Below are 17,677 nucleotides of genomic sequence, written 5' to 3' on the forward strand. Positions count from 1 at the left end.
GTTACGCCCAAACCGGAAAATTACCAACGTTTACCTCGAAGTGCATAGGTCATGTCCCTTAGCAGTTCCGACCAGATGCGGTCGTTGCCCTTCCATATTTCCGCGTCGGGAATTTGTACGGCGCATATGCGGCGCAGAGGGATCCGTTCTTCGATCAGCCCCCCCACAGCGGTGTGGTTGACGAGCAAGACGCGAAAATCGTGCACGACGAACCGGGACAGGACAGCCTCAAGCTCGGCAGCCTGCTCGCGGGTGCCGCCCGTGCGGATGAACAGGATTCGTTTGCCGCTTGCGGCCTTCTGCAGGAAACGCTCGACGCGCCGGTCGTATTTGGCTTTTACTTCGGGGTAGGCGGCGAGATGCGGCGGGAAATTGTTGTGAGTGAAGAAATCGTGGTTGGAGTAAATGTTGTAAGCCGTTTCCTTAACGAGATACAGCCGTTCGCTTGCCTTCCCCTCCACGGCAAGATGGCTATAGTCCATAAACCCGGCAAACCGGTTCGCCAGAAGCCGATTAACGTCCGACAGATCGGGAGAGGACATCCAGTCCAAAGGACCGGCGAGCGGCCGCAATCCGTTTTTCTCGAGCTGTATTGCCGCCACGCACAGGTCGCCCAGACTGTAGACGGCGCTGTAAGCGCCTTTCAGATCGGCCAGTTTCATCATGCGATCACATCCTTTAGGCAAATGAAAAAAAGCTATGTACCATTGAATGCATACGGCCTCTTCCTTGCTTGGATGATGGCAGATAGGGGGCGCATTTGTGCGCTATGCCCGGCAAGTATGCCCTTACGTTTGCCGGTGCGGATCATACACTAGCAGAAAGTCCGCTACGCAGGAGGGAACATCCGTTATGTCCATACTTCGTCTGGAGGCCGCACCGTACACGGCGATCGACTCCCAGTACATCCAGTCGGTCGACCTGACCGTAATCAACATCGGGTCGGAGGCGTTCGACATCCTTGCCCACGGCTATAATCCTTACGGGGTGTTTCATGTCGCCCTGTTCCATATGGCGGCGGGCGCGGTGGCGACGATCCCGGATCTTATGACCCATTACACACCCTTCAGCCTGCTTCTGGTGACCAATATCAACCATTACAACACTTTGGGAGCAACCGTGGCGGCCAAAAACAACGGGAGCCTGGTCGCTTTGTTTACGCAGGACAATTTTATAAGAATCCACTGAGGCAGGGGGTGGAGGCAAGTGAATGTTTTGTTCGTGTACTATGTGCCGAGCGGCGGGGTGGAAACGCTGAACCGCCAGCGGTGCAGGGTGTTGCGGGAGTACGGAATCAGCGGGCACTGCCTGTATTACCAGTGGGGCGCGGGTATGCAGAACGCAACCGATTTCCCGGTTTATGTAACGAGGGACGATATTGCGCTTAAACACATTCTGGATTCGGGAAATTACCGGGCCGTTGTGGTGACGACCGATCATGCGAGCTTCGAGCGATTGCGGCTTCTTGGTTATGCAGGGAAGCTGATTCTGGAAATCCAGGGCTACGGGCCGAAAGAGGTGGCCAGGGCGCAGCTGACGTCCGCCGTACCGGTTGTAAACGCTCATGCCTCTGCCCTGTTGAACCCGAACACCCCCCATATCGCCGCGTTGTTCCGGGAGCTTTTCCCGCACATTCCCCAGTTCCATTTCAACAACTGCTTCGATGCCGGAACGTTCACCTACCGTTTGGGAGCCAAGCCTCCCAACCCGATCGTCGCGTGGATGGGAAGGATCGAAGACAACAAAAACTGGCGGGAGTTCCTGCACATCGGACACCGGTTGACCGATCATTATCCGGATCTGCAGCTGTGGATGTTCGAGGACCCGAATATCTCGATTCCCGGCGAGCGGGAGCAATTTGCCCGGTTGATTGCGGAGCTGGGGCTGGGACAACGATTAACGGTTCGGGCGAATGTCCCGCATGCCGACATGCAGCATTATTTATCGGCCGTCGGGGATTCGGGAGGCTTGCTGCTGTCGACATCCAAGGTGGAAGGCGCACCCTACGGCATACTGGAAGCGATGAGCTGCAGGTGCCCGGTGCTGACGACCGACTCCGACGGGGTCTCCACATCGGTTTATCACAATGCGACCGGCAAGTTTTACGTGCTCGGCGACATTGCGCATGCCGTTGCGGAAGCCCGCGCATTGATGGACGACGCGATACTGCGCGAGAATATCCGGAACGCCGCGCAGCAGCATGTCCAAGCAGGGTTTAATCAGCATCTGTACGCCCACCATTTCATCCATATGCTGAATTCGATTTGAAAGGCGGAATGCGCATGACAACAAAATACAGCCGCAAGACCGGAGCCTCCGCCGGCAGCTTTGCGCCGTTTCCTGTCGGGAAGGAGGAATTGGTGCTTACTTCCGTTTATATGGACGGCCTGGCTCCCAACGACCGCATCGTGCTCAAGCCGGAGATCGGCTGGGCTAAGCCTGTGCACTGGGATACGGGAGAGCTTGAGGTCATGCTGCGTGAAAATTCCCCCGACGGGCAGGTTGTGTACTGGACGCTGGAAACCTGCTTTGAAAAAGCGCTGACCTCGGAGAGCTGCACCGTACGAGGCGGCAAGTCCGTGAAGGTCTTCTATTTGACTGTCCGGTCTTCGGAAGAGCGCGCCATGATTACGGGGCCGTATTCCCTGCAGGGAACCGTATTTGCCGAATGACACCTTCTCCAAGACCGGGAATCGAAGGCCGGCACCGGCCGTTTAGCGACGGTCATCTCGTCCGAACCGGGCCAGGTACGTTTCCCGCAGCCCTTGTTCGATGTCGTAATGCGGCTTCCACAGCAGCAGGCCGCGGGCTTTTGCGTTGGCCAGGCGGCTATGGAGTATGTCTCCCGCTTTGCGCGGACGGTGCAGCACCCGCACAGGGCGGCCGTGCAGGCTTTGAAGAATGGCGGCCAGCCGGTTGACGGACGTTCCCGATCCGGTGGCGATATGAATCGTTTCTCCGTCTCCCCGTTCGGCGGCCGCCAGATTGGCTTGAACGACGTCCTTCACATAAATGAAATCGCGGGTTTGCTCCCCGTCTCCGTTGACGAAAAGGGACAGGCCTTTCTCGATTTGATCCAAAAATACCGCCACCACGCCGCCCTCGCCCTTGACCGTCTGGCCGGGTCCGTAAACGTTGCCGTAGCGGAGCACCGTGTAAGCCAATCCGTGGAACTGATTGTACAGGCGGATATAATGCTCGGCTGCCAGCTTGGATAAGCCGTAGAAGGAAATCGGCACGGTCGGATCGTTCTCCGTCAGGAGCTCTTTTTGCAAATTCCCGTAGACGCCGGAGGTGGACGCAAAGACGATTTTGCGGACGTCGGCGTCCCGGGCGGCTTCCAGCACGTTCAGCGTCCCGAGGACGTTCACATCGGTGTCGAAACCCGGCTGGAGGATGGAGCGCTGAACGTCGGCCTGGGCGGCCAGATGAAAAATGACGTCCGGCTTCACCGACTTAATCGTTTCCCGGGCTTCCGCGCCGCGGATATCCGCCGTGTGCAGCACGGCCCCGGCATGCACCCGGCTCGCGTCGCCGGAAGACAAATCGTCGATTGCATGAACCTCGAAGCCGAGGGCGATCAGTTCGTTTACCAGATGGGAACCGATAAAGCCGGCTCCTCCCGTCACCACCGTTTTCATATATTTCTGCCTCCCGCAATGGTATCGGATTGTGTATTGTACGTGAAGCGGGCGGAAACGGTACCGGGACAGAAGACCGGTTCCGTTCATATTTGAGATCTGCATGCGAGCAGTGGAAAGGATGAAAGACATGTCGAACAGCTGTAACAGAAGCGCGACGGGTTCATGCTCGGATGCGGGAGGTTTTCAAACACGCGCAACCGGCGCCGCATCCCACGCGGAGGGATCGAATACGCTTGCGGAAGGTTTCGCTTCGCACGCGGAAGGGTTTCAAACCAATACGAGGGGCGATTTATCGCATACGGAAGGAACGAATACAGTCGCGGTCGGTGTCGCCTCGCACGCGGAAGGCAACCTGACGAGAACCAATGGGGACAACGCCCACTCGGAAGGGCTGTTTACACGGGCGGACGGCGCTTCTTCCCATGCGGAGGGGAGTGGTACGATTGCCGGGGGAGCGGGTTCCCATGCGGAAGGCTCCAACACGTTCGCCGCCAATTTGTTTGCCCATGCCGAGGGAAGTTTGACTTTCGCAGCGGGCATCGCTTCCCATGCGGAAGGTGAAAATACGACGGCTGGCGGGACGGTTTCCCATGCCGAAGGCCAAGGCACGAGAGCGGAAGGGGAGTCGTCCCATGCCGAAGGCGACCAGACCGTCGCCGGCGGCCGGGCGTCCCATGCGGAGGGCAGCCTTACGGAAGCGGCAGGGATCGCATCGCATGCCGAAGGACAACGTTCCGTGGCCTCCGGGGATCTCTCCCATGCCGAAGGGAACCAGACGGACGCATCCGGCCAGAATGCCCATGCCGAGGGGGCGTTAACGGTGGCGAGCGGTTTTACATCCCATGCGGAAGGTGTCGGCACGTTGGCATCCGGGTTTTTTTCCCACACGGAAGGGCAGTCCACAGATGCGAACCTGCTGGAAGGCGTCCATGTGATGGGAAGGTTCGGCGCGGCGAATGAGCTGCCGTATTCCTGGTATCTGGCGAACGGCACCGATGCGTCCACTCCGGGCCTGGCGGCGAAAATTTTAAGCGACGGCAACGTGAAAATCGACGGAACGGTCACAAGCCCCGCGGCGGATTACGCGGAGATGTTTGAAACGGCGGACGGGCATCCGATCGAGTTCGGGTATTTTGTCGCCTTGGACGGGCATAAAGTTCGTAAAGCGACCGCCCGGGACGACTACATTGCGGGCGTCACAAGCGCCAGACCGGCGTTTCTGTCCGATGGCGGCGAGCTGCGCTGGAAAGGGAAGTACGCCACCTCCGAATGGGGCGAAATCTTGTACCGCGACGTAACGCTGCCGCCGGTACTGGACGCGCACGGAAACACGGTTGTGCCGGAACGGACGGAACGCGCGCCTGTATTGAACCCTGTTTGGGATCCTTCTCTAACCTATATCCCGCGATCGCAAAGACCCGAATGGGTAGCCGTCGGGATGCTCGGGAAGCTGCTCGTTCGCGATAACGGCCTTTGCGAAAGCAACGGCTATTGCAGTCCGAACGACTTCGGAATCGCCGCTCCTTCGGAACATGGATACCGCGTTCTGCGGCGGACGGGACCGAATCAAGTCCTGATCCTATTCCGCTGACCGCTATATGTTCGATTGCTTGTATTAGCGCCGCAGGATAGAAGATTCATAGAAACTTACAGCCATTCCCCTTGTGACAAGCGGGGAATGGCTGTTTTCCGTTCAAGTCAACAGCACGCGGCTGACCTCGTACGAATTGTTTTTTTTGCGGAATTGCGTCGGCGTGAGGCCGAAATGCTTCGTAAATACTTTGAGAAAGTAATTGCTGCTCGAGAACCCGACGCGCTTGGCGACGCAATCGAGGTTGTCGGAGGAAGCATGCAGGAGCTTCGAGGCGATTTCCAAACGGATTTCCGTTAAATATTGAATGGGGGAAACCCCGAACTTTTTCTCGAATTCCCTGGATAAGTGATATTTCGACAGCTGCGCGGCGGCAGCCATTTCATTCAAACCGATCGGCTCGGCATAATGGGTTTCGATAAACCGCTTGCAAAGATCGGTTTTCGACGTAGACGTCCGGTTGGCCTGATGCTCATGGGCAAGACACATCAGCTCCATGATGAACGTGTAAGCGAGCTTGGCGCCCTCGTAAACATGGTGAATGTCGTTCCGGACCGCCTTACGGTATAAATCCCACATGAGCGAATGGACGGCGGAATTCTCCGGAATGGACAGCACCGGTCCGCTCATGGCAAGAAGCTGGCGCCATAATAGAAGCGCGTTCTTGTCGAATTCCAGATACAGCACTTCCCAGTGATCGGAGCATGGCGGCAGCCGGTAGCAGTGGTCGCCCGGAATTTCAACCATAAAGGCTTCACCCTGCTTGAGCTTGTACGTTTTTCCGTTATGCTCCAGCTCGCCCTGTCCGCTCACCGAATATTGGAAAACGCACTGCTCCTCCGGCCGTTGCCGCCCGTTCCAATTGTAACTGTGGGAGCTGTTGATTTCCCAGCCGACACCTTTCAGCATGATCATCGGAAACGACAGGTTGAAGTGAAATCCGACGGATGTCCTCGGCAAACCAGACAGCAATAAAATACACCTCCGCGTATTTTTTTACACTTGTGGTTCCGATTGCTTCTGAATTACAGTAATTATAGCACAGGATGATCCGCTGCGTTGATACCGCAATATCCATTTTTGAAAAAGTTTTCTCAGGCAACCGGCGGATCGCCGGCTGTCCGGTGCATGGAGCGTCCGTCATGTTCTATTATTCTTTTGAGGAGGTGGGGTTTATCGGAAGGATGATGCACCCGAAGAGGCGTTAAGAAGGGGGCGGCAGGCGCATTTTTTGCAAGATACGGGGATAAAAAAAGACTCCCTAAGGGAGCCAAAAGAAAAAGAATAAACCCAACCCCACTATAAGCCCAAACCCCGGTAAGAGTCAATGAGGCGAGCAGCGTCACAGCATTCCACAACTTTTACGGAGGTATTGATCGATGAAAAAAATGACTACGCTTTCAATCTCAATTATTCTTATCTTTTCTATTTTTCTGGCGGCTTGCGGCGGCAATAACGGCGGGGCGCCGGCAAATACGACGACCGGCGGGAATGCGGGCAACGCAAAAGAAACGAACGCTCCGGCGGGCGGTGAGACCGGCAAGAAAGTGGAGCTGACGATGTCCGCTTGGGGCAATCCCGCTGAATTGAAAGTGTACCAAAGAGCGCTTGATGCGTTCATGAAAGAGAATCCGAACACCAAGATCAAGCTGATTCCGGTTCCCGGCGATTACGAGCAGAAAATCATGACCGAGTTGTCCGGCGGCGCCGGTCCGGACCTCTTCTATGTCGGTGACGGGCTGATGTCCAAGCTGATCGAGAACAAGTCGATCGTGGACCTGACCGAATTTGCGAATTCCGAGCTGAGCTACGCCAAACCGGATGAATTCGCTCCCGGACTTTGGGGCCCCGCGAAAGTGGGCGAGAACATTTTCGGTATGCCGGTAGACAGCAATCCGATGGTGCTCTATTACAATAAAAAGCTGTTCAAGGACGCAGGGCTCAAGACCCCGCAGGAATATTTCGATGAAGGCTCCTGGAACTGGGAGACGTTCAAAATGGTAGCCGAGACATTCCAATCGATGAAAAAATACGGCTTTGTGCAAGAAAACTGGTGGGGCCCGATGCTGAACTGGATCTGGTCCAACGGCGGCGAAATGTACGACGAGAACGGCAATTACGTGATGGACAAAAACGACAAGGCGAAGGAAGCGCTTGCGTTCGTCTCCGATCTGGTCAAAGGCGGGGGCGTGATTTATTCCGGTTCGCTTCCGCAAGGCCAAGGGCAGGACGCCATGTTCATGTCCCAGCAGGTGGCAATGGTCGGCGCCGGACGTTGGCTGACTCCGATGTTCAGCGAGAACAAATCGCTTGAGTTCGATTACATTCCTTATCCGACAAATACGGGCAACAAGACGGAAACCGCCGCGGTTCCCGCTGCGTACCTGGCGCTGAACGCGAATTCGAAAAACCAGCCGGAAGCGCTGAAAGTATTGACGTATTACGTCTCGAAAGCCGGCCAGGAAGCCCGTCTCGCCGACACCGGCAACGCCATTCCGTCCATTGCGGGCCTCGATTATGTCGTGACGGATAAAGGGATTCCGGAGCATGCGCAATATCTGCTCGACGCTCGTGAAAAAGGCGTTTCCTTCGGAGCTCCGAGAGCGGCCGCGGCGCTGGTTCCCGGTCTCGGACAAGATATTCAGGAGCTGTACGATCTGATGCTGCTCGGCAAAGCCGATCCGGAAGCGACGATCGCGGCGATCACCAAAAAGGTGCAGGAGAAAACGGCCGAGGCGGCCAAGTAAATAGCGGGATCTTCCATTACACTGCGGCTTTATCCAAAGGGAATCTTCGGATTCCCTTTGTCTTCCATCCAAACGAATTCGGTAGGTGAATACATCTATGCTGGACCGCAACAGAAATTTCTGGGGATACTTTTTTATCGCGCCCCAACTGATCGGGCTGTTGGCATTCTGGGTTTTCCCCTTGTTTTTTACATTTGTCATGAGCACGATGAAATGGGACGGTTTCGGAGCCAAACAATTTATCGGCCTGGCTAACTTCATCACGACGTTCTCTGACCCCGATTTTCAAAAGGCGCTGCTCAACACCGTGTATTACACCGTTCTGACGATTCCCCTCTCGGTTGTTTTGGGCTTATTGGTAGCGCTCGCCCTGAACAAAGTGAGAGGCAAAACGTTCTATCGCCTCTTCTTCTTCATGCCCGTCGTCACGAGCTCTGTTTCCATCGGGGTGATCTGGATGTGGATTCTGAACGGCGATTTCGGCATATTGAACCAATTGCTCGGCTATGCAGGCATTCAGGGACCGAAATGGCTGACCGATACCGCCTGGGTTATTCCGTCGATCGCGATGCTCAGCATCTGGTGGGGCTTCGGGTTCAACATGGTCATTTTTTTGGCGGGACTGCAAGGCATATCGCCGACTTATTATGAAGCCGCCGAAATCGACGGAGCGAACGGGTTTCGCAAGTTTTGGCACATCACCCTGCCGCTGCTCTCATCCACGACCTTCCTGATTACGACGGTGGCGATCATCGGATCTTTCCAGGTGTTCGACCAGGCGTTCGTCATGACCAACGGCGGGCCGGCCAAAGCGAGCTATACGCTGGTGTACCATATTTTCGACAAGGCGTTCATCGAATTTAAAATGGGACAAAGCGCATCCGCGGCGACCGTGCTGTTCGTCATTATTTTGGGATTGACGCTGATCCAATTCCGGGGTTCGAAAAGGTGGGTGCATTATGAGGGCTGAAGCAGATACCAACGCATCCGTCGTCGTGACGAAGGCAGCCCCGTCCGTTCGGAGAAAAGCTTCGTCGTTCTCGCTGTCCCGTCTGCTGCTGCATGCGCTGCTCATCAGCGGCTCGCTCGTATTCCTTTTCCCGTTTCTGTGGACGATCAGCAGCTCGCTGAAGGATATGGGACAAATTTTTATGATTCCGCCGACGTGGGTCCCCGATCCGTTCGTCTGGTCCAACTTCTCCCGGACGCTTACCGCGATGCCGTTCGACCTCGCCTACTTTAACAGCTTTTATATTTCGATTACTGTGGTGGCTGCCGAACTGCTCACCAGCTCGATGGCGGCTTACGCTTTTGCGAAAATCCGGTTTCGGGGCTCGAATGTGATATTCATCGCCTTTATCGCGACGATGATGGTGCCGAAGCAGGTGATCATTATCGCGCTGTATGTCTTTATGAAGCAAATCAACTGGGTGGATTCCCATCTCGCCCTGATCGTGCCGGAGGCGATATTCAAGGCGTTCGGCGTCTTTATGCTCAGGCAATTTATCAAAGGGCTGCCGAACGAGCTGCAGGAGGCGGCCGTCATCGATGGAGCCAATCCGCTGCAAATCTATTGGCATGTCATTTTGCCGCTTACAAGGACGGCGCTCGCCGCGTTCGGGATTTTCGCTTTCAAGGATATCTGGAATCAATTTATGGAGCCGCTTGTTTTCCTCAGCACGCCTGAGAAATACACGGTGCCTCTGATGCTCAACATGTTCAAAGGCTTGTATGTGGCCGATTGGCCGCTGATGATGGCGGGAACCGCGATCGCGGTTACGCCGGTGCTGATCGTGTATCTGTTGGCCCAACGGCAAATTATCGAAGGGATTGCGATGACGGGAAGCAAGGGATAGGGGGTGCAAGAAAGTGATACGGATGTATCATCAATCATCAAGCTGATTTCTCTTGCTCTCGAATTGCGAACGGGCTGCCGCTAGCGGCAGCCCCATTTTTTTCAGCTTTACATGAAGCATCTAATATTTCCGACTTGCTCATAATTAGATACGTAATTTACTCGTAATTATGCTATAATTGTACCAAGAGCAATTTCGTTAAAAGGAGTGAGCACATGCCTACAATTCGTCCTATTTCAGATTTGCGTAATCATGCCAATGAAATTTCCGAATTTTGCCATAGAGAACGGGTGCCTGTCTTTATCACCAAGAATGGAACGGGAGACATGGTTGTTATGAGTATCGAGGATTATGAACGCCAGCAAGCTTTAATTGAGCTTTACAGCAAGTTGTCCGAAGCTGAAGCTGAAATTGCAAACGGCGCTGTCGGAGAGGATTTCTTGGAAGTAGCCCAGAAGCTGAGGTCGAGCATTCGTGGAAAAATATAAGGTTCTGATCTTTCCTGCCGCGAAACGGGATTTACAGGACATAATCGACTATATCAATGAACAGACATCTTTTGATGATATCAAGCTGTACGATGAGATCGTGGAGCATGTGGCATCACTTGCGGAGTTTCCATTTCGGTATCCGTTGATGAAAAACCCTGTTCTTCGAGCCAAAGGTTACCGCGTGTTGGCGGTGCATCGTTATCTGGTGTTTTATGTTGTCATGGGCGATGTAGTGCAGATCAGGCGTATATTACATGGTAAACGGCAATACGAATTTCTATTGTAATTATAATGCCAATCAGACGAAAGTTGTCCAACTCGTGGGCAAGGCGGGTCGCAAGGCCGTCGCGACGCATTCGATCAGACGACCGAAGAAGAGCTGGATAACCTCTTCAACGTACACTTCAAAGGAGTTTTCTTTCTGACGCAGAAGCTCCTTCCGCTCATCAATGATGGCGGGCGGATCGTGAATATCTCTACTGGCCTTACTCGCTTCTCAGTGCCGGGGAGCGGCGCCTACGCGTCCATGAAGGGTGCGATTGAGGTTCTGACACGCTATTTGGCAAAGGAGCTAGGTAGGCAGCGTATCGAGGTCTCGGGTGGAATGTCTATTTAAGCCCAAGGGGCGCCGGATTCGGCGCCCCTTCTTCAGCAAAACTTGCCGTTTCAGACGACGTGGTGAACCGTACCACAAATAAATGGTGTATCATCCTTAAGGGCAATTATCAGGCAGGAATAACTCTGAAAAGACTCTTGCCATTCGATTCAAACATTAGCAATACAATCGAGTAGAGGTTTTTGTAAGCGGATAAAGTGATCTTTCACTGCATTCCATTCAATCGCGTACAGCATGCGAGGCATGGGCTCCTGTTCAGCATCCTCGAAGAAGACCAAGCTTTTGACGATGTGATAGTAATTAATGGAGCTTCCAGGGAACTTGTCAGAAAGTCGTGAGATGAGAGTTGACACGGAAATACCGTGCTGCTCCAGAGCATACAAATCAATAAAATCTTTCTTAGCTCCCCGTTGACTGGCTGCAATTAATTTCATGATGCCGATGTCGAGTAAAGAAGCCATTTTCAAATTGGGCATATCGGCTGATACGATTAGGAGATCAAGAAGGGGGCGCGGATAATATAGCCAAGTAACCTGAACGCCATTAAAAATGCCATGGAATGTATTCGGCTTAGCCTCTGTGATCATCAGTTGTCCGCAGTTGGACAAGCCGCCTTCAATTTGCTCAGAGGTAAAGGGGGTTGGAGTAAACCAGTCGAAGTCGATTGATTCGCGATGCCCCAGCAAAAGTGCCAACGCGGTTCCGCCCGCCAGATAACAATCGGGTACAGGCTCAGATTCAAGGATATGGTTCAGAACAGATTGTCTGGCTTGGTCAATGACATTCCAAAACAACGCATCTCCTCCTCCTCGAGATTGAAATAGGTTTGCCAGTACCGTGCTGTCTTACGGGATAAGTTTCGGCTGGATTGAACCGTCTGGCGAATGTCATCAATGGTATAAGTGTGGAAAAGCCATTGTAAGGTATAATGGTCGCCTTCGTTAAGAAGCCGTTCAATGATAAAGCGTCTGTGGACGTCAGGTTCCAACTGTTCGATATGTACATCCCAGAAAAACGGGTTGAAATCAGCAGGAATTTGTTTATGCAGGTCAGGCATCCTCATTCGCCTCCACAGCAGCATTCGTTACTATTATTGTACAATTTATGAATGGTCAAACCAAGCCCTTCATTCATAACAACGGAATGAACCGCTTTCGTATTGTTTCACGCCGCGGTGTACGAAATTTTTTCTTAGCGGTGATGCGTAAAATACCACAAGTGAATTTCGGCTTAGCGATGATACGCTGAACCGTACCGCAAGTAGCGGCAAATTCAATGCAATTGTCACAAAAAACATGCCGTTACAGACAGCGCGGAGAACCGTACCGCAAGTAACGGCATCGTTTAAATGGCTGCTTGTTTGAGTCTAAACAGTCGCTCCGGCTTCAATTCACCGCTCAGCTCGGTTACGCCTCCAATGACAACGTTCGGGTCGCGGTATCCCAGGCCGCTTTCATTCCCAGCAGCCGTCGTGCTTCGGAAGCCGACAGGTACAGGGAGCCATTTATAGTCTGGGGAGCTGTCTGGAGCGAGATCGGCTGATTCGTTGTGTTGTCCCTCGCCGAATAGCTTTCCGCGGCGATCGCCACCGATTTGTTTCCCAGCGTGATTTGCGTCTTCCCCGTAGCCGTGTTGTACGCAATTTTGCCGCCCAGAGCCGTAATCGCAGGCTTTAACGGAAGGTAGATGCTGTTGTTAATGATAACGGCGCCCGGGGTCAGCGTATGGGCTTGCCCGTTAATGTTCACATTGGCGTTTGCGTCCTTGTAATCGAACGAGCTCCGCCGTTCCGGCTCCTTCAACACGGCAGGCTGGGTAACGGCAATCAGCTTGTTCTCCGTTTGAATCAGCACGATGCCGTTCTCGACAAGGGTCGGACCGAATCGTTTGCCTCCGGTCTGCACACGGCCGATCGCATTGCCGGTTCGAACGTCCAGGAAGGAAAACTGGCCGTCGCTTTCTCCAACGTACATACCTCTGCCTTTCAGGTCCAATCGCGCGATAGGCGTCTGGATACCCGCATACGGGACGGTTTGATTATCGACCAGCTTGATGCCGTATAACCGGTTATCGCCGCCTTGGACGAACAGCTTGCCGTCATGCGGCCCGGCGATAAAACGGCCTGCGTAATTATAAGTGCGAGACAACGCCTGCGCAGGATCCAGATCCCGGACAAAGCGCTTGATCGTGCTTCTCGCGCCGTCCCGTCGCGGGTATAGAAGATCGCTCGCCTTCCGACACGCGGAATCTGGCGGCGTTTGATTTGAATTACACCGCGGGGGAAACGACCTATGCCATGATCGCCGGACGCGGGCAGCCGAGGAAGGTGACGGTAAACGGCCGGGAGATTTTCCGTCAGGACAATCTCGAACAGGCGCCGGTTGGCTGGAAATACCTGGATGACAAAGGATTCCTTCTGTTAAAAATCGAGCATTCCGGCAAGGACAACGTCAAAATCCACTACTGAACAGGCAAGGGGCTGTCCGAAGTCCGCCGGCTTCGCGACAGCTCCTTGATTGTAAAGCCAGCCGCCAACGGCGACCGCCAATCGCAAACCGTCCACCGCGACCGCAAACGGCGAAAAGGGCAAAAAAAAGCCTTCGGGATTTCACCTTTCGGTGAAGCGCCGAAGACCCTTTTCATGAAGCCAATATACGATACGTTTCGCCAGCCTTGCGGTCAGTGAGTCACGTGACGGTCGCGGCCGCGCATCGCACGCAGGATCGCGCTGACGACAAGCACAAGGACGATCGCGCCGATCAGTGCCGGAATCAGGTAAATGTCGCCCGTTTCCGGACCCCATTCGCCTAGCAGCGCTCCCCCGAGCCATGCCCCGATAATACCTGCAATAATGTTACCGATGATCCCGCCTGGGATGTCGCGTCCGACGATCAGACCTGCGAGCCAGCCGATAATACCACCGACGATAAGATACCATAAGAATTCCATGTTTCCCATCTCCCTTTGTATGTTTTCTGTTTATCTGCCTCTCATTACCCGCCTGACCGGGAGCTAAACATCCAAGCCTTTCCGAAGCGGCCTGAAAGGCTGTATCCGGCGGAGTACCTGACGTTTTTTCGGGACTTGCACAATTTCGATTCAACGTGAAATATTGCTCCGAATATACTATACTTAGCAGACTGACGCGCATCGGTCTGTTTTTGGTTATGCGGGAGGAGACGGATGATGAAGCTTGGAAATTCCCCCTATCTGCTGCTGGTGCTGGCCACCTGCATATGGGGAAGCAATTTTGTGGCCGGCAAAGCGCTGGTGGACTCGATTCCGCCGGTGACGCTCGCCGCCGCCCGGTGGGGCGTCGCCTTCCTGTGCCTGCTTCCTTTCTTCGGCAGGCAGGCTTGGCGGCAGCGCCGGGAATACATAAGCCGTTGGAAAACGGTCTTGTTTTTATCCGCGACCGGAGTGGCGGGCTTCAATACGCTGACCTATATGGCCGTGCAGTATACGGGCTCGATCAATGCGGCGCTTATGAATTCGGCGACGCCCATTCTGGTCGTCATGCTGGCGTCGCTCATGATGAAAGAGAAATTGGCCTGGGCGGCGATGCCGGGGATTCTGGTATCGATGGCGGGCGTCCTGTGGATTGTCGGCCGCGGCAGCCTGGAAGCGCTGCTTGGCCTCTCGTTCAATAAAGGCGATCTTCTGATGCTGCTTGCCGTCCTCTGCTGGGCAATGTACTCGGTCGGAATGAAAAAGGCGGCGGGGCTCTTCCCGCCGAGCGCCCTGCTGCTGGTGCAGACGGCTGTCGCGGTTGCGCTGCTGATGCCGCTCTCCCTGGCGGAGCTTCTGCTTGAGGAATCCGGAAAAATTGCGGAAGCACCGTCGCTCGCGGTTGTTAGCGGGATCATTTATTTGGGCTTGTTCGCTTCAATCGTTGCTTTCCTTTCCTGGAACCGGGCGATCGAGCTGGCCGGTCCGCAGCGCTGCGCCGGTTTTCTGAACCTGATTCCGTTGTTCAGCGCGATATTCGCGACGATTTTCACCGGTGAATCGATTCGGATCTACCATGTGCTCGGCGCATTGCTGATCATTACCGGCGTGTACATGACGAACCGCACGAAGAAAAATGGACAGCCGCAAGAGGGATCGCGCGGGTAGGCGGCAATCCCTCTGTCGTTCTGTTAGAGCTTGAAAGCTGTCATTTTGTTCAGACGATGTTCATTCGGATATCCTCACAGCCCGGATCAAACTCGATGTGAAGCTTTTTTTCGCCCAAATACCAGACGTTCGCTTCTTCCATGTAAAAGGTGACGCCCTCGACTGTTGTCTGCAAGGCGGGATTCGTCGGGCTGTCTTTCATCACGCCGAGCGAATAACCGGGTTTGACGGTTTCGAAGCCTCCCAGGCGAACGAAAATTCGCACGAAATCTCCGTCGTTTAAACCCATTTCCCGCTTGTACCATTACGCAGCCGGCGGCTCTACCGCGATCTCAGCCATTTGGCATCCTCCTCTTCAGGCGTCCGTTACCCTTATCATACCCTATTATAAGCGGTCGTTCATCGAAGCAAAAAGCAGGCTGGCGAGCAGCCTGCTTTCTATACGCGAAACGGTCAATAAGACCGGGCTGCCGCGGAGGCCGCGGCGATCTCCTGTTGTCCCTTTGCCGTAATCGACACCGCTCTGAACAGGCTCCTTGAAATGAGCTCCGCCATGCACATGACGACGTGCAAACGCGTATTTTGCAGCACTATGACTTCCGCGAAGCCTCCTACGTTCACAATGCCGGTCATATGAATGTCGCCGACGGGAGGAAGCTGCTTTTTGACGCCCGCTCCCGGCAATACCGGGCCCTCGCCGACTTCGATGCATCCCACGCTGGAAGCTTGTCCGAGAGAAGCATCGATGCCGATGATGAATGGATTGCGTGTTTTGCGGTGGAGATCCTGCAGCGTTTCGTCCAAATTCAGCGCATGCACGGGCGATTCAAGCGTGCCGTACAGGTCGAACATGGGGGAACGGAATTTGCTGAGCGCGGAGCCGGCCAGCGGACCGAGCGAATCGCCCGTGCACCGGTCGGTGCCGACGCAAACAACGGCAATTCTTCGTCCGGAATGAACCCCTTCGAGGTGGCCGACCAGTCGCTCTGTGAGCTGGAGAAAGGCGGTCGGATTCGTATAAGGAACTTTTAACGGCTCGTTATGGACGGTCGCTATTTTCATAGGGAGCTCCTCTCCGCGAGCGAATCGATTCGTTGAATCACTCTACTTGAAATATACCGCCAGTCTGATGATTAGTAACAGGGTACAAAACGTATCATAAGAATGTTGTCGCAATGTGCGTGCAGATGAGAAATAAAAACAGACATCATTCGACAACCATAATTAATAGATAAGAATAAACCCTTTGATATAGCGGCTTACAGGAATCTGTTAATTTATTGTGCATCTTTTGAATTCCTAAACGTTCCGCTTCGGTAAGCCGGGGCGGATACATTTTTATAGCTTCATCTATGGCAGAAAGATACATTTTGTCTCATGAAAAAATTACGCAATAAGTATTGACAGAGAGAGGTGCAGGGAGTAACATGACGTTAAATCATAGTAAGTCAATGGGTATTAGAGGATTATATCGACCGGACCGCCGGAGACACAATCATCGTTTGGATGAATGTGTCTTTTTTTATGCGCATTTGTCGTTCGGCTGCCCGGCTTATCGTGATTGCAGTTCAATCTTAGGTTGTGGAGGTTATGGCTATGGTCAATCGGTTGCGGGCAAAACGGGCGGTGGCCGCCGCCGCCATATTGGCGTTAACGGCTTCGCTGGCGCTGGCGGGCTGCGGCAAGGGAGAAAGCTCCGCTACGGGTGCTCCCGCCGCCGGCGGTATTGAGGTCACGGAGCTCCGCTACCAGGGGGGCGTCGGCGCGGTCACTTACCCGGAGCTGGCGGAGGATCTCGGCTATCTGGCGCCGCTCAAGCTCAAGTTCATCGGCAACACGATCAGCGGTCCCCAGGATATTCAATCGGTGGTGACCGGGGATACCGACTTCGGCGGCGCTTTTAACGGAGCGATCGTCAAGCTGCTGGCCGCCAAAGCTCCGATCACGCCGGTTATCGCGTACTACGGCGTCGACGACAACACGTGGACCGGCTACTACGTGCTGGACGGCAGTCCGATCAAGACGGCGAGAGACCTGATCGGCAAAAAGATCGCGGTCAATACGCTCGGCGCCCACCACGAATTTGTCATCAAGGAGTATCTGCACAGGGAGGGATTGACCAAGGAGGAAATCGAGCAGGTCACCTTGGTGGTTGTGCCGCCGGTGACGACGGAGCAGACGCTGCGGGCCAACCAGATCGACGTGGCCACGCTCGGAGGCGTTTTGCGGGATAAAGCGCTCGAGCGGGGCGGCATCCATCCGCTTTTCACTGACAAAGATTTGTTCGGGACGTTCAGCGCAGGCAGCTATGTGCTTACCAACCGATTCATCAAGGAAAATCCGAATGCCGCCCGCAAGTTTGTGGAGGCGACGGCCAAAGCGATCGAGTGGGCCCGAACAACGCCGCGCGACGAAGTGATTGCCCGCTACGAGAAAATCATCGCCGACCGGGGCCGCAAGGAAGACGCCACCGCCGTGAAGTTCTGGAAAAGCACGGGCGTGGCCGGCAAGGGCGGCCTGATCGCGGGGGAGGTAATATACACCAGGGGGGTTTTGCTCGTGAAGGAAGGCACCCGCAAGGAAGGCCCACAGGAAGCGCACGAAATATAAACCCAA

At 54.4% G+C, this 17,677-nt stretch carries 21 protein-coding genes and 1 pseudogene; 13 read left to right on the forward strand and 9 right to left on the reverse strand.

From position 1 onward, the window contains the following. Nucleotides 1-20 precede the first annotated feature (20 nt). Nucleotides 21-665, reverse strand: coding sequence for a DUF1796 family putative cysteine peptidase (locus RWM61_RS17905; RefSeq protein WP_314003331.1), 645 nt, complete (start codon nt 663-665; stop codon nt 21-23). A gap of 187 nt (nt 666-852) precedes the next feature. Between RWM61_RS17905 and RWM61_RS17910 the strand changes: the two genes are divergently transcribed. Genes RWM61_RS17910 through RWM61_RS17920 form a run of 3 tightly spaced genes read left to right on the forward strand, consistent with a single transcriptional unit; the run spans nt 853 to nt 2,672 of the window. Then, nucleotides 853-1,188 (forward strand): hypothetical protein, encoded by a 336-nt coding sequence (locus RWM61_RS17910; protein WP_314003333.1) that lies wholly within the window; start codon nt 853-855, stop codon nt 1,186-1,188. 18 nt (nt 1,189-1,206) lie between these two features. Beyond that, nucleotides 1,207-2,268 (forward strand): glycosyltransferase family 4 protein, encoded by a 1,062-nt coding sequence (locus RWM61_RS17915; RefSeq protein ID WP_314003335.1) that lies wholly within the window; start codon nt 1,207-1,209, stop codon nt 2,266-2,268. 14 nt (nt 2,269-2,282) lie between these two features. Next, on the forward strand, nt 2,283-2,672 hold the full coding sequence (locus tag RWM61_RS17920) for a hypothetical protein (RefSeq protein ID WP_314003337.1): 390 nt from the start codon (nt 2,283-2,285) through the stop codon (nt 2,670-2,672). A gap of 42 nt (nt 2,673-2,714) precedes the next feature. On the opposite strand, the gene RWM61_RS17925 is transcribed toward RWM61_RS17920, so the two are convergent. After that, entirely contained in the window at nt 2,715-3,641 is a 927-nt protein-coding gene (locus tag RWM61_RS17925; RefSeq protein WP_314003339.1) for an NAD-dependent epimerase/dehydratase family protein, read from the reverse strand. A 130-nt stretch (nt 3,642-3,771) separates the two neighbouring features. Here RWM61_RS17925 and RWM61_RS17930 point away from each other — a divergent pair, with 130 nt between their 5' ends. After that, nucleotides 3,772-5,235 carry a peptidase G2 autoproteolytic cleavage domain-containing protein gene (locus tag RWM61_RS17930; RefSeq protein ID WP_314003341.1) on the forward strand — a complete coding sequence of 488 codons (1,464 nt, stop codon included), beginning with the start codon at nt 3,772-3,774 and terminating at the stop codon, nt 5,233-5,235. Nucleotides 5,236-5,337: 102 nt separating this feature from the next. Here the strand turns inward: RWM61_RS17930 and RWM61_RS17935 are convergent, their stop codons facing one another. Then, the gene (locus tag RWM61_RS17935) at nt 5,338-6,207 is read right to left on the reverse strand and encodes an AraC family transcriptional regulator (protein ID WP_314003343.1); all 870 of its coding nucleotides are present in this window, start codon (nt 6,205-6,207) and stop codon (nt 5,338-5,340) included. A gap of 407 nt (nt 6,208-6,614) precedes the next feature. On the opposite strand from RWM61_RS17935, the gene RWM61_RS17940 reads away from it, so the two are divergent. The 6 genes and pseudogenes from RWM61_RS17940 to RWM61_RS17965 all read left to right on the forward strand — a co-directional run. Beyond that, nucleotides 6,615-7,982 carry a sugar ABC transporter substrate-binding protein gene (locus tag RWM61_RS17940; protein WP_314003345.1) on the forward strand — a complete coding sequence of 456 codons (1,368 nt, stop codon included), beginning with the start codon at nt 6,615-6,617 and terminating at the stop codon, nt 7,980-7,982. A 97-nt stretch (nt 7,983-8,079) separates the two neighbouring features. After that, nucleotides 8,080-8,952 (forward strand): sugar ABC transporter permease, encoded by an 873-nt coding sequence (locus RWM61_RS17945; protein ID WP_314003346.1) that lies wholly within the window; start codon nt 8,080-8,082, stop codon nt 8,950-8,952. Further along, nucleotides 8,942-9,838, forward strand: a complete 897-nt coding sequence (locus RWM61_RS17950) for a carbohydrate ABC transporter permease (protein WP_314003348.1) — start codon at nt 8,942-8,944, stop codon at nt 9,836-9,838. Before RWM61_RS17945 ends, RWM61_RS17950 begins: the two co-directional genes overlap by 11 nt. Before the next feature lie 215 nt (nt 9,839-10,053). After that, nucleotides 10,054-10,326 carry a type II toxin-antitoxin system Phd/YefM family antitoxin gene (locus RWM61_RS17955; RefSeq protein WP_314003349.1) on the forward strand — a complete coding sequence of 91 codons (273 nt, stop codon included), beginning with the start codon at nt 10,054-10,056 and terminating at the stop codon, nt 10,324-10,326. Next, nucleotides 10,313-10,615: a type II toxin-antitoxin system RelE/ParE family toxin gene (locus RWM61_RS17960; protein ID WP_314003351.1), complete on the forward strand. Its 303-nt coding sequence runs from the start codon at nt 10,313-10,315 to the stop codon at nt 10,613-10,615. The genes RWM61_RS17955 and RWM61_RS17960 overlap by 14 nt, the downstream gene beginning before the upstream one ends. Nucleotides 10,616-10,684: 69 nt before the next feature. Beyond that, nucleotides 10,685-10,945 (forward strand): annotated as a pseudogene (locus tag RWM61_RS17965) (SDR family oxidoreductase); the annotation flags it as partial. Nucleotides 10,946-11,094: 149 nt separating this feature from the next. On the opposite strand, the gene RWM61_RS17970 reads toward RWM61_RS17965, so the two are convergent. The 3 genes from RWM61_RS17970 to RWM61_RS17980 form a co-directional block, all read right to left on the reverse strand. Beyond that, nucleotides 11,095-11,739 carry a nucleotidyl transferase AbiEii/AbiGii toxin family protein gene (locus RWM61_RS17970; RefSeq protein WP_314003353.1) on the reverse strand — a complete coding sequence of 215 codons (645 nt, stop codon included), beginning with the start codon at nt 11,737-11,739 and terminating at the stop codon, nt 11,095-11,097. Then, the gene (locus RWM61_RS17975) at nt 11,697-12,002 is read right to left on the reverse strand and encodes a DUF6922 domain-containing protein (protein WP_314003355.1); all 306 of its coding nucleotides are present in this window, start codon (nt 12,000-12,002) and stop codon (nt 11,697-11,699) included. The genes RWM61_RS17970 and RWM61_RS17975 overlap by 43 nt, the downstream gene beginning before the upstream one ends. A gap of 349 nt (nt 12,003-12,351) precedes the next feature. Continuing rightward, nucleotides 12,352-13,092 (reverse strand): copper amine oxidase N-terminal domain-containing protein, encoded by a 741-nt coding sequence (locus RWM61_RS17980; RefSeq protein ID WP_314003357.1) that lies wholly within the window; start codon nt 13,090-13,092, stop codon nt 12,352-12,354. A 116-nt stretch (nt 13,093-13,208) separates the two neighbouring features. Between RWM61_RS17980 and RWM61_RS17985 the strand changes: the two genes are divergently transcribed. Continuing rightward, a complete protein-coding gene (locus RWM61_RS17985; RefSeq protein WP_314003360.1) occupies nt 13,209-13,412 on the forward strand; it encodes a hypothetical protein in 204 nt (67 codons plus the stop codon). Nucleotides 13,413-13,624: 212 nt separating this feature from the next. Here the strand turns inward: RWM61_RS17985 and RWM61_RS17990 are convergent, their stop codons facing one another. Then, nucleotides 13,625-13,894 carry a GlsB/YeaQ/YmgE family stress response membrane protein gene (locus tag RWM61_RS17990; protein WP_314003363.1) on the reverse strand — a complete coding sequence of 90 codons (270 nt, stop codon included), beginning with the start codon at nt 13,892-13,894 and terminating at the stop codon, nt 13,625-13,627. A 234-nt stretch (nt 13,895-14,128) separates the two neighbouring features. On the opposite strand from RWM61_RS17990, the gene RWM61_RS17995 reads away from it, so the two are divergent. Further along, nucleotides 14,129-15,061, forward strand: coding sequence for a DMT family transporter (locus RWM61_RS17995; protein ID WP_314003365.1), 933 nt, complete (start codon nt 14,129-14,131; stop codon nt 15,059-15,061). 49 nt (nt 15,062-15,110) lie between these two features. Here the strand turns inward: RWM61_RS17995 and RWM61_RS18000 are convergent, their stop codons facing one another. Both RWM61_RS18000 and yyaC read right to left on the reverse strand, forming a co-directional pair. Next, complete coding sequence (locus tag RWM61_RS18000) at nt 15,111-15,326, reverse strand: hypothetical protein (protein ID WP_314003367.1); 216 nt, start codon at nt 15,324-15,326, stop codon at nt 15,111-15,113. A gap of 188 nt (nt 15,327-15,514) precedes the next feature. Next, on the reverse strand, nt 15,515-16,123 hold the full coding sequence (gene yyaC / locus RWM61_RS18005; RefSeq protein WP_314003369.1) for a spore protease YyaC: 609 nt from the start codon (nt 16,121-16,123) through the stop codon (nt 15,515-15,517). 534 nt (nt 16,124-16,657) lie between these two features. Here yyaC and RWM61_RS18010 point away from each other — a divergent pair. After that, nucleotides 16,658-17,671: an ABC transporter substrate-binding protein gene (locus RWM61_RS18010; protein ID WP_314003372.1), complete on the forward strand. Its 1,014-nt coding sequence runs from the start codon at nt 16,658-16,660 to the stop codon at nt 17,669-17,671. Nucleotides 17,672-17,677 lie beyond the last annotated feature (6 nt).

This window comes from uncultured Paenibacillus sp. (assembly GCF_963515335.1).
Lineage (GTDB): Bacteria > Bacillota > Bacilli > Paenibacillales > Paenibacillaceae > Paenibacillus_I.

Coding starts and splice junctions, on each gene's coding strand:
- RWM61_RS17910 (WP_314003333.1), top strand. CDS start 853: ATGTCCATACTTCGTCTGGAGGCCGCACCGTACACGGCGATCGACTCC.
- RWM61_RS17925 (WP_314003339.1), bottom strand. CDS start 3,641: ATGAAAACGGTGGTGACGGGAGGAGCCGGCTTTATCGGTTCCCATCTG.
- RWM61_RS17905 (WP_314003331.1), bottom strand. CDS start 665: ATGATGAAACTGGCCGATCTGAAAGGCGCTTACAGCGCCGTCTACAGT.
- RWM61_RS17955 (WP_314003349.1), top strand. CDS start 10,054: ATGCCTACAATTCGTCCTATTTCAGATTTGCGTAATCATGCCAATGAA.
- RWM61_RS17930 (WP_314003341.1), top strand. CDS start 3,772: ATGTCGAACAGCTGTAACAGAAGCGCGACGGGTTCATGCTCGGATGCG.
- RWM61_RS18010 (WP_314003372.1), top strand. CDS start 16,658: ATGGTCAATCGGTTGCGGGCAAAACGGGCGGTGGCCGCCGCCGCCATA.
- RWM61_RS17945 (WP_314003346.1), top strand. CDS start 8,080: ATGCTGGACCGCAACAGAAATTTCTGGGGATACTTTTTTATCGCGCCC.
- RWM61_RS17995 (WP_314003365.1), top strand. CDS start 14,129: ATGATGAAGCTTGGAAATTCCCCCTATCTGCTGCTGGTGCTGGCCACC.
- RWM61_RS17940 (WP_314003345.1), top strand. CDS start 6,615: ATGAAAAAAATGACTACGCTTTCAATCTCAATTATTCTTATCTTTTCT.
- RWM61_RS17920 (WP_314003337.1), top strand. CDS start 2,283: ATGACAACAAAATACAGCCGCAAGACCGGAGCCTCCGCCGGCAGCTTT.
- RWM61_RS17990 (WP_314003363.1), bottom strand. CDS start 13,894: ATGGAATTCTTATGGTATCTTATCGTCGGTGGTATTATCGGCTGGCTC.
- yyaC (WP_314003369.1), bottom strand. CDS start 16,123: ATGAAAATAGCGACCGTCCATAACGAGCCGTTAAAAGTTCCTTATACG.
- RWM61_RS17950 (WP_314003348.1), top strand. CDS start 8,942: ATGAGGGCTGAAGCAGATACCAACGCATCCGTCGTCGTGACGAAGGCA.
- RWM61_RS17975 (WP_314003355.1), bottom strand. CDS start 12,002: ATGCCTGACCTGCATAAACAAATTCCTGCTGATTTCAACCCGTTTTTC.